General features: G+C 56.9%; 13 protein-coding genes. 11 read left to right on the forward strand and 2 right to left on the reverse strand.

Features of this window, described 5'->3' with window-relative positions:
* The first annotated feature begins 77 nt into the window (after nt 1–77).
* The 7 genes from SE91_RS02445 (at nt 78) to SE91_RS02475 (ending at nt 7,975) form a co-directional block, all read left to right on the forward strand.
* On the forward strand, nt 78–1,190 hold the full coding sequence (locus SE91_RS02445; RefSeq protein WP_061846436.1) for an electron transfer flavoprotein subunit alpha/FixB family protein: 1,113 nt from the start codon (nt 78–80) through the stop codon (nt 1,188–1,190).
* Between the two features lie 12 nt (nt 1,191–1,202).
* Entirely contained in the window at nt 1,203–2,510 is a 1,308-nt protein-coding gene (locus SE91_RS02450) for an FAD-dependent oxidoreductase (RefSeq protein ID WP_061846437.1), read from the forward strand.
* 36 nt (nt 2,511–2,546) lie between these two features.
* A complete protein-coding gene (locus SE91_RS02455; RefSeq protein ID WP_061846438.1) occupies nt 2,547–2,843 on the forward strand; it encodes a ferredoxin family protein in 297 nt (98 codons plus the stop codon).
* Nucleotides 2,844–3,850: 1,007 nt separating this feature from the next.
* Complete coding sequence (locus SE91_RS02460) at nt 3,851–4,234, forward strand: hypothetical protein (protein WP_156489421.1); 384 nt, start codon at nt 3,851–3,853, stop codon at nt 4,232–4,234.
* 868 nt (nt 4,235–5,102) lie between these two features.
* Nucleotides 5,103–5,315: a hypothetical protein gene (locus SE91_RS02465; protein ID WP_061846440.1), complete on the forward strand. Its 213-nt coding sequence runs from the start codon at nt 5,103–5,105 to the stop codon at nt 5,313–5,315.
* Between the two features lie 73 nt (nt 5,316–5,388).
* Nucleotides 5,389–6,714 (forward strand): DUF3422 family protein, encoded by a 1,326-nt coding sequence (locus SE91_RS02470; RefSeq protein WP_082813889.1) that lies wholly within the window; start codon nt 5,389–5,391, stop codon nt 6,712–6,714.
* Nucleotides 6,715–6,907: 193 nt separating this feature from the next.
* The gene (locus SE91_RS02475) at nt 6,908–7,975 is read left to right on the forward strand and encodes a CaiB/BaiF CoA transferase family protein (protein WP_082813645.1); all 1,068 of its coding nucleotides are present in this window, start codon (nt 6,908–6,910) and stop codon (nt 7,973–7,975) included.
* Between the two features lie 316 nt (nt 7,976–8,291).
* Here SE91_RS02475 and SE91_RS02480 read toward each other — a convergent pair whose 3' ends face one another.
* Together SE91_RS02480 and SE91_RS02485 are read right to left on the reverse strand one after the other, a co-directional pair.
* Nucleotides 8,292–8,756, reverse strand: a complete 465-nt coding sequence (locus tag SE91_RS02480) for a hypothetical protein (protein ID WP_156489422.1) — start codon at nt 8,754–8,756, stop codon at nt 8,292–8,294.
* Between the two features lie 882 nt (nt 8,757–9,638).
* Entirely contained in the window at nt 9,639–10,124 is a 486-nt protein-coding gene (locus SE91_RS02485; protein WP_156489423.1) for a hypothetical protein, read from the reverse strand.
* 148 nt (nt 10,125–10,272) lie between these two features.
* On the opposite strand from SE91_RS02485, the gene SE91_RS02490 reads away from it, so the two are divergent.
* The 4 genes from SE91_RS02490 to SE91_RS02505 all read left to right on the forward strand — a co-directional run bounded on the left by SE91_RS02490 (nt 10,273) and on the right by SE91_RS02505 (nt 14,830).
* Complete coding sequence (locus SE91_RS02490) at nt 10,273–11,043, forward strand: outer membrane protein (RefSeq protein WP_061846443.1); 771 nt, start codon at nt 10,273–10,275, stop codon at nt 11,041–11,043.
* 173 nt (nt 11,044–11,216) lie between these two features.
* Complete coding sequence (locus tag SE91_RS02495) at nt 11,217–12,158, forward strand: 3-hydroxyacyl-CoA dehydrogenase (RefSeq protein WP_061846444.1); 942 nt, start codon at nt 11,217–11,219, stop codon at nt 12,156–12,158.
* A gap of 229 nt (nt 12,159–12,387) precedes the next feature.
* On the forward strand, nt 12,388–13,281 hold the full coding sequence (locus SE91_RS02500; RefSeq protein WP_061846445.1) for a beta-keto acid cleavage family enzyme: 894 nt from the start codon (nt 12,388–12,390) through the stop codon (nt 13,279–13,281).
* A 226-nt stretch (nt 13,282–13,507) separates the two neighbouring features.
* The gene (locus SE91_RS02505) at nt 13,508–14,830 is read left to right on the forward strand and encodes an MFS transporter (RefSeq protein WP_197489410.1); all 1,323 of its coding nucleotides are present in this window, start codon (nt 13,508–13,510) and stop codon (nt 14,828–14,830) included.
* The last annotated feature ends 257 nt before the right edge of the window (nt 14,831–15,087 follow it).

The following is a 15,087-nucleotide window of genomic DNA, read 5'->3' on the forward strand; positions in this document are numbered from 1 at the left end:
TCCTCGCTGGCCAGACGAACTCGAAAGCTGATCTCGCGGCGTCGGCGCGTGGCTAGTATGCAAGGAAAACCGATACCATGAGCACCACCTCCAAAAGCCGCGCTCCGGCCGCAGCTTCTGGCCGCGCCGCGACCAAGAAGGAGTTGCCTGAGCGCTTTAAGGCCTACAAGCACGTCTGGGTCTTCATAGAGCAGGAACGCGGTATTGTGCACCCCGTATCGTGGGAGCTCATGGGGGCCGGCCGTAGGCTTGCGGACAAGCTCAAGGTGGATCTCGCGGCAGTTATCATCGGACCAGAAGGCGAGGCGACACAGCAGGCGGTTGCCGAGTCTTTCTGTTATGACGCTGACCTCGTTTACATCGTTTCCAATAATCTTTTGGCCGACTATCGCAACGAATCATACACGAAGGCTCTGACCGACCTCGTCAACGGCTATAAGCCGGAGATCCTGCTGTTGGGCGCCACTACGCTCGGCCGGGATCTCGCAGGCTCCGTCGCAACCACGCTGCTCACGGGGCTAACTGCGGATTGCACCGAGCTCGACGTCGACGCCGACGGATCGCTCGCTGCGACGCGCCCCACCTTCGGCGGCTCCTTACTGTGCACGATCTATACGCTGAACTTCCGTCCGCAGATGGCAACTGTCCGGCCACGTGTGATGCCGATGCCAAACCGCATCGCGCGACCGGTCGGTCGCATTATCACGCACTCACTCGGTCTGGTCGAACACGACATCGTCACAAAAGTTCTCGATTTCCTGCCCGACCGCAACTCAGAAAAATCCAACCTTGCTTATGCCGACGCCGTCGTCGCGGGCGGCCTCGGGCTCGGATCAGCCGAGAATTTTCAGCTGGTACACCAACTGGCGAGCGCGCTTGGTGCCGAATATGGCAGTTCGCGGCCGCTGGTGCAGAAGGGCTGGGTCACCTCCGATCGCCAGATTGGCCAGACGGGCAAGACGATCCGACCAAAGCTCTATATCGCTGCCGGCATTTCGGGAGCGATCCAGCACCGAGTTGGTGTCGAGGGGGCCGATCTTATCGTCGCTATCAACACTGATAAGAACGCGCCAATCTTCGACTTCGCTCATATAGGCATCATTACCGATGCCATTCACTTCTTACCGCCGCTCATCGCTGCGTTCCGCGAGCGGCTGTCGCCGCATGCCCGCGATCGGATAGCAGGTTAAAGGAGTACGACCATGATTGAGGAAAGATTCGATGCCATCGTGGTTGGCGCAGGCATGGCCGGCAATGCGGCCGCGCTCACCATGGCCGAGGGCGGCATGAAGGTGCTGCAGCTCGAACGCGGTGAGTATTCGGGCTCGAAGAATGTGCAGGGCGCGATCCTCTATGCCGACATGCTCGAGAAGCTGGTCCCTGACTTCCGTGAGGATGCTCCGCTTGAGCGACACTTGGTCGAGCAGCGCTTCTGGATGATGGACGATCGCTCGCACACCGGCTTGCACTACCGATCCGAAGATTTTAACGAGGAGAAGCCGAACCGTTACACCATCATCCGAGCCCAATTCGACAAGTGGTTTTCGCAAAAGGTTCGCGAAGCCGGGGCCACGGTATTATGCGAGACCACGGTCACCGACCTCGTACGAGACGACTCTGGCAAGGTCATCGGCGTGAAGACCGATCGCCGCGATGGGGAGATCCACGGTGATATCGTCGTGTTGGCGGAGGGCGTGAACGGCATGCTCGGTACGCGGGCTGGCCTGCGTGAGCGGCCAAAGCCCGAGAAGGTCGCGCTTGCAGTCAAGGAAATGCACTTCCTGCCGCGCGAGACCATTGAGGCGCGTTTCAATCTCAGGGGTGACGAAGGGGTAGTGATTGAGGCCGTAGGCACCATTTCTTGCGGCATGACGGGCATGGGCTTCATCTACGCCAACAAGGAATGCATCTCGCTGGGTATCGGCTGCCTGGTCGCCGATTTCCAGCGCACCGGCGAGACGCCTTATGGCCTGCTCGATCGTTTCAAGCGTCATCCTTCGGTCGCCCCACTGATAGAAGGCTCTGAGGTGAAGGAATACTCCGCGCATCTAATCCCGGAGGGAGGCTTCAAGGCGATACCCCAACTCTACGGCAAGGGCTGGGTGGTGATCGGCGACGCCGCTCAGCTTAACAACACAATTCATCGTGAAGGATCAAACCTCGCGATGACTTCGGGTAGAATTGCGGCGGAAGCGATTCTTAAGATCAAGTCGAGGGCCCAACCGATGATCCCGCAGAACCTAGCGCTATATAAGAAGATGCTCGATGAATCTTTCGTGATCAAGGATCTAAGGAAGTACAAGGATATGCCGGCGCTGATGCACACTCGCTCGCAAAACTTCTTCCTGACCTATCCGCAGCTTGTTTCCAAAGCTATGCAGAATTTTGTGCGTGTCGATGGCACGCCTAAGATCGACAAGGAAAAGCTCACACTCAAGTCGTTCACAAACGCGCGCTCACGGAGCGGCCTGTTTGGTGACGCCTTCCGCCTCGTGCGCGCATGGCGGTGAATGGAAGAACTGGATGTCAAAAACGGGGACCTAACTATGTCGATCGAGCTATTCACGCGTGTCGAGGACAAGCTATTCAACAACCGCTATCTCGTCGATACCGGCCGCCCCCATATCAAGGTGCGCCCTCATGCCAAACCATCGCCGCAGCTTTTGTCGATGCTGAAGGCTTGCCCGGCGCGATGCTATGAGCTCAGCGAAGATGGCCAAGTTGAGGCCACCGTCGATGGCTGCATCGAATGCGGTACTTGCCGAATAATTTGCGAGGAGAGCGGCGACATTGAATGGAGCTATCCTCGAGGCGGTTACGGCGTGCTGTTCAAATTCGGCTAAGGCAAATTGAGAGCTTTCGAGGAAATTCGAGATTCCATATCAAGATCCGATCGAACCACCGAGGGGTCCGTGAAACTGTCCGAAGAATGAGCGTGCTCGGGCTTCGGGCGAACAGTAAACCTCCGGCATATAATCGGAGCAGACCTATTTCGATCGCCGCAGAGGATTTCGATGAGGACCGAAGATTTTGAAGGTTCAGTCTGTCGCTTGGCATTACGAGCTAGCTTCACCAATGTTTGAGAGCGCATGACGATGGTTCGTCAGTGCACGACGTTGGGAGTGCTGCTTGACCATCCGCCGCCGACCGCACGAACAGCAATTTGCCGCGAAAACAGGTGCTGCGAAAGCACGTCAGGGTCTCTCGCCAATCAGCGCATTGGCACGATTTAAGCACGGACAAAAGCGTGAAGAGGATGATGAGCGAGGAGTTTGCAGCCATGCGCACCCACCGTAACCGCATACATCGATATCGCCGTTTACTGAAAGCCAAGCCAAATGGGCCCGAGCGCCAATATCTCGAGCGACGTTTGCGGGAGGAGCGTTGTGCTTTCGATGCCTTGGTGGCCTGTAGCTTACCGCTAATTTTCGAAATTCCGCATGTGGCTGACCGAGAGACGTCTGTTTCAGCGGCGACGGAGGGCGCTATCCTGTGACCAAAGTTGCCAAGACCGCGGCCGCCTCAACACCATTCTCCTCTCCGGCGACGATTGTAATTTGTCGACATCCGTACGCTATAATGTCCACAGATATGCTGGCATCGACGGCCAGACGCTGTAAGCGAACTAAGAGCCGCCGTTCTAGTCGAACAGATGGACGTTACGTCCCCTTCCGAAGGGGGTTGAATCTGACGTTACGTAAAGTTGTACATGGGGTGCGAGAATCGCATTTCAGAAGACGTAACCAAAATGACACGAGCCTCTCTTGCCACTATACTATGTTCCGCATTCGGCTTGATCGGGATGGGTGGAGTCACGCTCGCTGGCACAATCGGGCGCTACGACTGCACCATGGTCGATTCAACTCGATATCCAGTGGGTGATCGCAATGAACACGACGTCATCAGCTTCCAATATGCGTGCACAGGCGTTGATGGGGTATTCCATGAAGCCGTAGTGACAGCAATTACTGTCGTCGAGCTTGATAACGAGGAAGGAAATTTTTTGGCTTCGTTCAGTCTTCACCGCTCCCCCGATGGTTTTGCAGCCGAGCAGCTTTTGGAAGGCGCGGGGGACATTGTCCTAGAGGAAGACAAAGCCGTTGGAGTCGAGGCGTACGGTAAGACGTCGTTTAAATTCGCATCAGGTACCCTGGAGTGTCTCGCAGATAAGACGGTCGACTTCAAAGCAACGCCAGCTGGTTTTGGCAAATTCAAGCTTGAGTTTACAGACTGATAGTTCGTCAACAAGCCCTCAGCGCAAACGGCTGTTTAGGTAGCAAACTCTTGACCAACTCGACCTATCGCGCCGAAGCTGAAGGGCACAGAAACGCTTTAGGACATGCTTCCACTTTAAAAGAGAGCCGCAGCGGTTTAGTGGTATATGCGACATCCATGTTCCTGGCATTGATCTGCTGAGTTATGCATATCCGGTGCTGAGGCGAGGTTTGTCCAAAGTTGCTCCGCGACTCCGCTAATTTGTGGCAGTTCAAAGTAGACTATCGACCCACAAGTCATTCTGTGCGCGTCATGTGAAAAGCGAATGTGAGACCGGCTTCGCTGCAGGGCGCTGATTTGCATGCGCCCCTTAGACGTTAAAGTGGCGATGATAGTGTTCCTCGACGATCGCATTTAACCAGCTCGTCGATTGCAGCTCGCAACGCGCGAGCCCCGAACAGGTGGCCCTGGCGCGATCGATCGGGCTCAATTCGCTCACAGGGAAGAAATTCTGCAGCCCGAGGCGCTTGTCTCGGTGTGCTGTGTAAGCGTGTTACTCGCTCCTGCGTATCGAGCAAGCTGAGTTGTAGCTTAAACAAGCCTTCTGGGTCGCGATGTGATTAATCATACGGCGAAGGATAGCTATGCCAGAGCGTTGAGCCGGTTCGCGCACGCGTGGCTAGGCGAGAAGCGTACAGGCCGTTTTGTTCGGTGTCGTGCGTCCGATTCCGACCATAAGTGCCGATGCCAGGAGTGACCAAGTTGTCGCGAGACTGACATGGTGCCTGAAAGGCAACGCGCGTGTTCGCGTGTCCACTGGCCCAAATCCTGCACTGCACAAAAACGCAACGCCGAGGCTTACGAAACGGAGGCGCATTTGAAACTTAATGTATCAAAGCGACGATGCGGATGTAGCTCCACTGCTGGCGCAAAATGGCGGCAATTTGTCCAAAAGCCTGCAGTACGTAGAGCTGATGGCTCCGACAACTTCAACAGACGCCTCGATGATCGCGTTCGAGATCGATTGCCTGGCGATCTGGCTCGCGCAAGGTCTCATTTGCAAGCTCAAGGCCGTCGATCCGAGCTTGATCTCTTGCTAGCGGTCGCACCGACTCGGTGGCGCCGACCATGCCGCTCGCGGTGATGCGAATGCTGCTGACTCGGGAGGCCTCAATGGGCAATGAATTGGATTTGGCATCATTCAAACTACATCCGGAGCGGAAGGCTGTCCTCGGCGAAGTGCATGCGCGGCCGTTTGCCAGTCTAGTTTCGTCGCTCGGCATGGTGCGTTTTGTATTTCTCGCGAAGGGTGACGATGCGGCAAATGATCGCCGCCGGTTCATCGAATTCTGTCGGCAGCACAAGGTAACCCCGCCCGAGCCGTCCGCGAAGCATCATCAGATCGAGTTCGGATCGGTGGCGCTACGCTGGGAGCAGCACTCGGAATTTGCGACCTTCACTTGGATCTGGAGCACCACGAACAGTCTAGCCGCTCGTCAATTCGGCGACGTCCATAACTCCGCGCAGTCACTAATCCGTGCACTATCGCAGGCTGGAGAACTACTTGCCGCGATCAAGTTAGAGGCAGAACGGGGCACTTGTCCGACCGAGCGCGCCGAGCAGATTTTTGAGAAAAGTAGCCTGGCGATGGTCAACGTCAAAGGCGGGGCGAGCGTTGTGGCCTCCGACTTTCGCACTGACGATAAGGGTTTCACCAGAATTCTGGTCCACGATCGCGGATTGACGCCACACGATCTCGGCGCGCTGGTGCAGCGTTTGTTAGAAATCGAGACCTACAGGTCCCTAGCCCTGCTTGGTCTATCGACGGCGCTGGAGCTTGGCCCATCGGTCGATCGAATAGATCGCCGTCTCGTCGAGGTGCTCGAGGAGATGCAGGGCGCGGAAGGGCTAAAGGTCAACAACCATCTCCTTCAGGAGCTGACGGCGCTGGCAGTCTCCTTTGAAAAAGATGTGGCAGGCAGTTTGTTCCGTTTCGGTGCGAGCAGAGCATACAACGAGCTGGTTCAATCGCGATTATCGATCGTTGAAGGCGAGAGCGTCGCGGATTATCCAACTTGGTCGGCCTTCCTCGCGCGCCGTATGGCGCCTGCTATACGAACCTGCGCAACGATGGAGGAGCGTCAGGCGAATCTATCGGACAAGCTGGCCCGCGCCGCGGACCTGTTGCGAACACGCGTGGACGTTGAAATCGAGCAACAGAATCGCGACCTTTTGCGCTCAATTAATGAACGGACGAGGCAACAGCTTCGCCTGCAGTCCACGGTCGAGGGATTGTCAGTCGGGGCCATCGGATATTATGTGGTCAGCCTATTTGCCTATCTTGCCAAAGGCGCGCAGGATGTCGGACTGCACGTAGAGCCAGCGTCCGTAACCGCGGCTTTCGTGCCGATCGCCGTCGGCGTGATTTGGCTGGTCAGTTACAATGTTCGGAAACGGCATCTCAAGCCTGACGATGCGTCGTCCAGGGCTGGTGATTAGGTTTTCCTGAGACAACATCGCTGGAGGGGCTCCGTCGCGAGCAAAAGGCGGCAACATCGACTGTTTTGTGTGCCTGTTCGTGGGGGCTGTCCTGAACACAACAGGCACGCTGCGTTCGTCGGGCCGTGCGCGTGGCCGATACTCCTCAGTGGCCGATACTCCTCAAACCATAACGCCAAACAGAACTGCGACGATGTATGAAAGGAGCCAAGCCTTCTGTGTCATGAATCGCAACAAGCGCGGCATCACACTCGACCTCACCCGGCCCCAAGGCCTCGCTCTTGCCAAGCGTCTTTTGGCGGGAGCCGATGTCGTCGCAGACAATTATTCGGTTGATGTGCTGCCAAAGCTCGGGCTTGGCTACGATGTGCTCCGAAAACTCAATCCTCGGCTTGTCATGTTGTCGATGTCAGCTTTCGGCGCGAACAGCCTCTATCGCGATTGTCGGGCTTACGGCTCGACGCTCGAGCAGGGGGCAGGGTTGCCGATCGTAGTCGGAAATCCGGATGGGCCACCCGTAATGAGCCACGTCGCCTTTGGGGATGCCGTCGGCGGATTGAACGGCTGCGCCGCAGTTCTGGTCGCGTTGATTCACGCCCGCAACACCGGGCGCGGACAGTTCATTGACCTTGCGCAAATCGAATGCATGATGCCGTTTGCGGCGCCATGGATCACCCTTCAGTCGATTGGCGGCATGTCGCCTCCCAAGTATGGGACTCGACATCCACAGTTCGTTCCGCATGGCTGCTTCCGATGCTTGGGTGAGGATAGCTGGGTCATGCTAGCCGCGATCGACGATAAGATGTGGCAGAGGCTTGCCATCCTCATTGGACGGCCAGACTGGGCGATAGATGCATCGCTGCAATCTGCAGAAGCTCGCCGCTGTATCGAGGACGAGATAGAGAGGGCCATCGAAGCTTGGACGCACACCCGTGACGCCGACCAGGCGATGTCGAAGCTGCAAGCGGGACGAATTGCGGCCGGCGTGGCCCGGCAGCCAACTGACCTGCTCAAGGACCCGCATCTCAGGTCGCGTGCATTTCTGCAGGAAGTGGAACGCGCGTTCATTGGTTTGTATCCACAACCGTCAATGCCGATCCGCGATGGTGCGGGGCCGGTTGCCATCCGCACAGCCGCGCCGGCGCTTGGAGAGCATAACGGCGAGGTATTATCGGGTCTTCTCGGGCTCTCCTGCGCCGAGATCGCACAATTGGCCTCGGAGGGCATCATTGGGACGTCGATGCTCTCCGAAGGGAGCTAGCAAAAGGCAAACAACCGGTCGCGAACCTAACAGCCGAGACAAAAACATCGTGATGCCGATAGTTGCCGGCATCCGCTGCTCCGAGATGGCGGCACAAGGGGCGCCCGTAACGGCACCGCCGGGTTCGCCTAACCGATCTAATGCGGTCATGCACGGCTCGGCTGACGATCATCGCCCGTCCGAAATGATATTGGTGGCGTTGCTAGCGTCGGAAGTGAACGTCATTGCGACCAACGAGCGCCAATGACATGTGCTGGCGGCGCTCCTTCCGAAGGACCCCGTCTTCCTGTGAACTACTGGTTAGAAAGCCCAACTTTCAATGCTCTGGTCGACATCCTTCAATCCGGAGCGTCGGCAGCTGCCAAGAACCGTAATGGAAGTTGATCCCGGCCCCGGCTGGCAAGTTGAACGATGCCAAATGCGGGAAGAGAGTTGTCGGCTTGAAGAGCTCCGGGCTGGCGAGCAGCGGAAGGTCGGCGTTCGCGAGAGCTTTCGCGGTCTCAATCGAGTAGATCACATCCCGCGACGCCCGCTGTGTGGCACCTTTCATCCAGCTCTGAAGATAGCCGATTTGATCGTTTGCCGAGGTCGTGGAAGTAAGCTTCCCCAAGAGCTCTATCGCCTGCGTAGATTCGGTTTGAATGCGCTCATGCCAATGCGAATAGATGTCGAAAAATCTTTTCGATAACTCCGTCTGTGTTCCGATGGTATGCTTGGCAAAGTCCTGAAATGCACCTGCTGCCCCGTCGACGTCATGGTTGATCCCGGCTTCCTTCATCATCCTCATCTCCTTTTCTCGGTGTGATTGCTAGCAACAGCGCTAGTGCGCTGGAATTGCCTGGTGTGGGGAAAGCATCGATGGAAAATGCAGTTCATGGAAACACACCGGCAAGTCGCCGCTGGCGCGTTTTCAGGACTTTTGTGCGGCAACATGCGGTAGGGACGAACTCTGCCGCTTTGCTCAGCTCGGCGCCGCGACACCAAGGGCGACTCCGCACGGGCGACAGCATCAGCATGGCCTCGATTGATCGATTGAGAAGGCCGCATGTGAACCCCCGGGGCCGGAGACTGCAGGAGCGCATCGTCGCCCGCTCTGCAATCGGTCGCAGCAATTGCCATGCCACGAATGACGTGCTCGAGCCTCATTTATGAAGAGGAAAAATGTGTGCTTTGTACCATGACCCCGGAATGCGTCGGCTTTCGTGTAGAAGTTCAGGCATCGGTGTCTTAAGGCAGACAGCGCAGAAGATCCCACACGGAGAGCGATCACCTGGATAAGAAGATTCGTGCCGAGTAGCAGCCACTGAAGACGCGATCTCGCCAGAAGACCTCGAAAGTTCCGCATGGGTGACACGCCGTTTGAGACCACTGAGATGACGCGCTCGTTTTCTAGGCCGCTGTTGTTCGGGAGAACTTCGCATCCAGACTGATCGACCTGCTGACGAAGCATCGCGAGGTCGGCATTGATGCTGTTCAACAGTACGACACGCTCATCGAGCGATCAAATGTCAGACCCGAACACGCTAGCCTCTGATGTCGGGGCCCCCAGCAAGTGAATTCCGGCAGATCAGGATCGAATGCGGGTCAGAGCAGGGGTTATGGTTTGCACAGCTGGGCTCAGTGCGGCCGACCAGTGTCTCTCCGAGAGACGCCGTCGTCGTACTCACGAATGAATTCGCTGTATCGCGCCGGGGTCAACGGTCTTCAGCTGGCTAAGCGCGCGCTTAGCTTCCAGATCGGCGTCTCGGCGATGACGGTCTTTGATCTTGCTTACCGCATCTACCATGTCTTTTAGCCGCCGCATCGGCGTTGTCTGCCCGGATTTCTCCCCGAAGGTCTCCAGTGAAGGTGTCTGCCCGAGTGCCTTCGCGAGCGTCCCGAGCGTTTCACCAAGGTTTTCCACGGCGTCGGAGATGGTGTCAAACCGTTCGGCTACGCTAATCTTTTTGGCTACATCCTGGTCGAGTCGCTCGCCAACATTCGTTTCAATGTCGTGATTAACTGCCCCGCTGAGTGGCGCAAAGAATGGAAAAGAGTACCACGAGAACCAATTCGGGTTTGACATCGATATCCTCTCGACCATCGAGGTGGTGGCTTTCTTTCGTAATCCAGTTCCAGCAATTGCGTGCCAATCGACGTGATCACGCATGCCTGGCCAACCGACATCAGCTTCTATTCCTCAGTCGAATGCTCAGGGGATGCTTGCGGTGTAGTCAACTACCAGCCTTGGCAATTGATGGAGAGGGCCGACACATGGCTATGTTGGTCGATCAACCATCAAGGGAACGGGGCCAAAAATGAAAGCAGTCCTGCTGGGCACGATAGCGCTTATCGCGCTGGCCGCGCCAGTCTCCGCCGCTGATTTGGCGGCGCAGCCCTCCATCAAAGCCCTCCCAATGGTCGCTCGGATCTACGATTGGAGCGGCTTCTACGCCGGCATTGACGGGGGCGGCGGCTCCGCACATCAGTGCTGGGACGTCGTCAACGCCGGTAGTTTGATCTTTGCTCCGCCGCTCGCCATGGGATGCCATAACGCGACAGGAGGCACCGCCGGCGGTCAGGTCGGCTACCGCTGGCAGATAGCGAACTCGGTGTTCGGCCTTGAGGCGCAGGGCAACTGGGCAGATTTCGCGGGCTCCAACGTCAATCTTGCTTTCGCGGGCGTCCAGGATGAATCCAGAATTGACGCATTTGGGTTGTTCACGGGTCAGGTCGGTTACGTCTGGAATAATGTGCTGCTCTATGTGAAGGGGGGCGCTGCGGGCGTCCGCGAGAAATATCGGGTCTCAGATTCTGCAACTGGGCTGACAATCGATAAGGGCAGGGAAACCCGTTGGGGTGGTGCGGTAGGCGCGGGCCTTGAATTTGGCTTCGCTCCCAATTGGTCCGTCGGTATTGAGTACGATCACTTGTTCATGGGCCGTCGGGACGTAGACTTCTTTTTTTCGACAGGAACTGTAGGCATCCCGGCGGGCGATCGTGCAGGGACCGCCCGCATCAGTCAGGATATCGACATCGGTTTAGTCCGTGTGAATTACCGCTTGGGTGACGCGGTTGCGAAGTATTGATCTTCGTCTTTAGAATGCATTCCTTCGCCGGGAAGCTGGGATAGAAGGTCGTGTGTGAAAACGACTGTCCGCACACGTGCACGAGCAAGCTTCGGTTCGGCAAGAATCACAAGAATCATCAGGCTGGAACGCGACCTGCGTCTAGCACATCCGCTCAATCGTGAGGGAAGAACATGACGGACGCTAGCGCCGTCAAATCGGAAGTGTCGCCCGCCGGGGAGTTCCCAGTTCGTCGGCTGTTCTTTCTCGAGGTGAGCACCAACCGCATTCAAGCGATGAACCCAGATGGTTCCGATCGAAAAGTTATTGTTACCGATTGTCAGCTTCCAGACGGGGTCGCAATCGATGTCCACGCTGGTCATATCTATTGGACCAACATGGGGTCCGGTGTCGCCGTCAACGATGGCTCGATCGAGCGCGCCGATATCGATGGAACAGCTCGAAGAGTCATCGTTCCCCGCGGTGCCACTTTCACGCCGAAGCAGATCCAGCTCGATCGCAGATGCGGCAAGCTATACTGGTCTGACCGCGAAGGGATGCGGGTTATGCGGTGCAATCTCGACGGCTCGAGGATAGAGACGCTCATCGAGGCAGGCCGCGGTGAGGTGGACCGCCGTGACCCGACAAGGTGGTGCATTGGCGTCACCATCGACATTGAGCGCCGCCAGCTCTACTGGACGCAGAAAGGTCCGGACAATGCCGGTCTAGGCCGAATCCTTCGCGCCAACATCGATATTCCGGACGGCGAGAGCCCGGCAAATCGCTCCGACATCAAGGTGCTATTCGATGGCTTGCCGGAGCCGATTCACCTTGAGTTGGACCTCGCTAACCGCGTCCTCTATTGGACCGACCGCGGTGATCCTCCGCGTGGCAACACGGTCAATCGCGCGGGCGTCGATCTAAAGACGGAGCCGGAAATTCTCATCACGCACCTGATGGAGGGAATCGGCATCGCACTCGACGTTCCCGGCAATCAGATGTTCGTTACGGACCTCGCCGGTTCGATCTATTCCGCCGACCTTGATGGAAAGAACAAACACAATCTCCTTTGGTCCCAGGGCAACTTCACGGGCATTGCGTATGCAGAAATCTGGCCCGCCGCAGGAATGAAATGACCGGAACACGCCGGTTGCGCCGAAGTGGCGTCTTCGCCGCCCACTTTTCGCATGAGCTGAACAGCTCCGTTTGCGAGCAAGAGAGCGCAGATCGTCGCGGATGACGCGCTGCAGAAGCCAAAACATGCGTTGAGGCAGTATGCGGCGGCGCCCATGCCAAACGACTCGTCCGAAGCAGATCTAAATCCACTCTTGAATGAGCTAAGCGGTCGATGACAGGAGACGTAGCATGAAGTTTGAGAGCAAAGTGATGGTCACGATTGCTCCGACGGGAGGTGTGGTGAAAAAGCCGCAAAACCCACACCTGCCGACCCAGCCCAGCGAGATCGCCGAGGATGTGTACCGGTGCTACGATGCAGGTGCCTCTATCGTGGCGCTGCATGCGCGCAGGACGGACGACGGCGCAACCTGTAATCCGGAAATCTACCAAGACATCAATTCTCGGATCCTGAAAAAGTGCGGCATCATCATCAACAACAGCACTGGCGGGGGTGTTGATGGAGACATGGTTCGATCCCTAGAGCCCGGGCTTGACGAGGTTATATTCGAAGAGCGCCTAAAAGGGCTCGAGGCCGGCGCCGACATGGCGACGTTTGACGCTCACACTGTTCTGGCCAGCTTTGGCGGACGCGAGATTGTCGTTAACACCTCGCCGACCCGCTGCGACATCATGGCGAAACGGTTCCAAAAGACGGGCATCAAACCTGAATGGGAATGTTTCTCACTTTCCCACCTTGTCCAAGATCCGGTGCGCCTCATCAATAAAGGTTTCGATAAGCCGCCCTATTGGGTCAATTTCGTTCTTGGAGCCGATCGTGGAATTCAGGGTGGATTGCCCTACACTCCGCAAATCCTCGATATGCTGATTGGGAATCTTCCCAAGGGAGCGATGTTCTGCGTTAGTGGGATCGGTCGAGCGCAGCTACCCGCAACGACTCACGCAGTGCTCGCCGGTGGCCATGTTCGTGTCGGGCTAGAGGACAATCTCTACCTCGAGCAGGGTACACTTGCCACTAACGTGCGGCTGGTCGAAAAGATGGTAAGGATTATCCGAGAACTTGGGTACGAGCCCGCCACCGCAGTGGAGGCTCGGGCGATGCTCGGGCTGGCACCTCGCATATGAGGGATAGTCGCCCGCCCTCAATTGGAAGCAATGTACGATGGGCCATCCATTCGATGCGTCGCTAGGTTAAATCCTGAGCGCGGGCAGCGCCCGTAGAAGTGTTGTCGATCTTCGATCGGACACTCCGGCCATGGGTTTCGATAATATCAGCCTGGTGTCGCAGTGCAGCTCCAAAGCTTGAGCAAAATGTGCGGTGAGCAGCGACTTGTTTTAGGAGCGTAACGAATTGTTGGAGTTGGTTGGTGACCAGTGTCGTGCCGAGGACGAGGTGAGGTCTGGATCGGTCGGGAGCGCTGTCGCCAAGAATACGCGGCGGCTCGTGCCGCTTTTGGGCATCGCTTATTTCTTCAACAACCTCGACCGTACCAGTGTCGGCATCGCCGCGTTACAGATGAACGACGACATTGGCCTAAGTGCCGAACAATTCGGCTGGGGCGCCGGGATCCTCTTCTTTAGTTACTGCCTGCTGGAAATACCCAGCAATATGATGATGTATCGCTTCGGTGCGCGCCGCTGGCTGGCTCGTATCATGATGACCTGGGGCCTTGCGGCCGCGGCGACGGCGTTCGCCGCCGGATCATACAGCTTCTACGCGATCCGTTTTCTTTTGGGTGTTTTCGAATCAGGCTTTTTTCCCGGGGTCATCTGGTACATCTCGATCTGGTTTCCGGCGCGATCGCGAACCGGGGTCCTCGCCTGGTTCATGGCTGCAACACCGTTGTCTTCTTTGATCGGCAATCCGCTATCGGCTTCGTTGTTAGGAATGGATGGAGTGTGGCGGCTGGCCGGCTGGCAATGGATGTTTCTCATCGAAGGTCTTCCGGCCTGCCTGCTCGGCTTCCTATGTCTCGTTCTGCTAGCCGACACACCGGACAAAGCAGCGTGGCTGACGCCCCGCGAGCGGGAAGCGTTGCTGGGCGAGCTCGCTGGGGAAAAGCACGATAGAGTCAGAAAGGATCTCTGGGCTGCGACAAAGGATGTTCGCGTGGTAATGTTGACGGGCATCACTTTCGCTTTCACGATCAGCTCCTATGGGATCGGTATCTGGCTCCCTCTGATTTTGAAGAGCCACAACTTGAACAACATGCAGGTTGGCTGGCTCTCAGCCATGCCCTATTTCTTTGTGACAATAGGCATGTTGCTCTGGGCGCGCCTTGTCGATCGCAAGGGGCAAAAGATCTCTAATCTGATCGCCGCATTGATGCTTGGCGCCACCGGACTTGTCTTATCGGTAATGCTCACGTCGCTTGTACCGGCGCTCACATGCATGACACTTGCTCTGATCGGCACGATTTCCGCGCGCACAATCCTCTACACGATCCCGCAGAGTTTTCTTACCGGTCCCGCTGCCGCCGGAGGCATCGCATTCATCAATTCCATTGGTGCCTTTGGCGCCTTCGTCGGCCCCTACATGGTCGGCTTTCTTAAGGACAGAACAGGATCCTTTGAAACTGGCATGATCGGAATGGCAATCATTCTAGTTGTTGCAACGTGCATCGCCGGTAATCTCAAACTCCTGGCTATCCATAATGATGACATTCCTGTCTGAACGCCTAAGTAGAGGACGTTCGGGGGTTTAAGGTCTGTCCGCAGCGTGGGCGACTCTCGGAGCGGACCTGCTAAAGGACATCACGCCAAATCGGCTTAAGGCGTAACTTGATCCCGACGATGTGCGCAAAAAGGGCCAGGCGCGAGCGTCCGAACCTTGGCCCATCGATACGTCAGCCTCCCTAGAATTCCAACGACAAGACCGAGCCTGAACAGGTGGGCGATTCAGGCTCGGCAGGGACCGATCTCGAGTTCGAT

The sequence above is a fragment of the Bradyrhizobium sp. DOA1 genome, from assembly GCF_001593325.1.
Classification (GTDB): Bacteria; Pseudomonadota; Alphaproteobacteria; order Rhizobiales; family Xanthobacteraceae; genus Bradyrhizobium.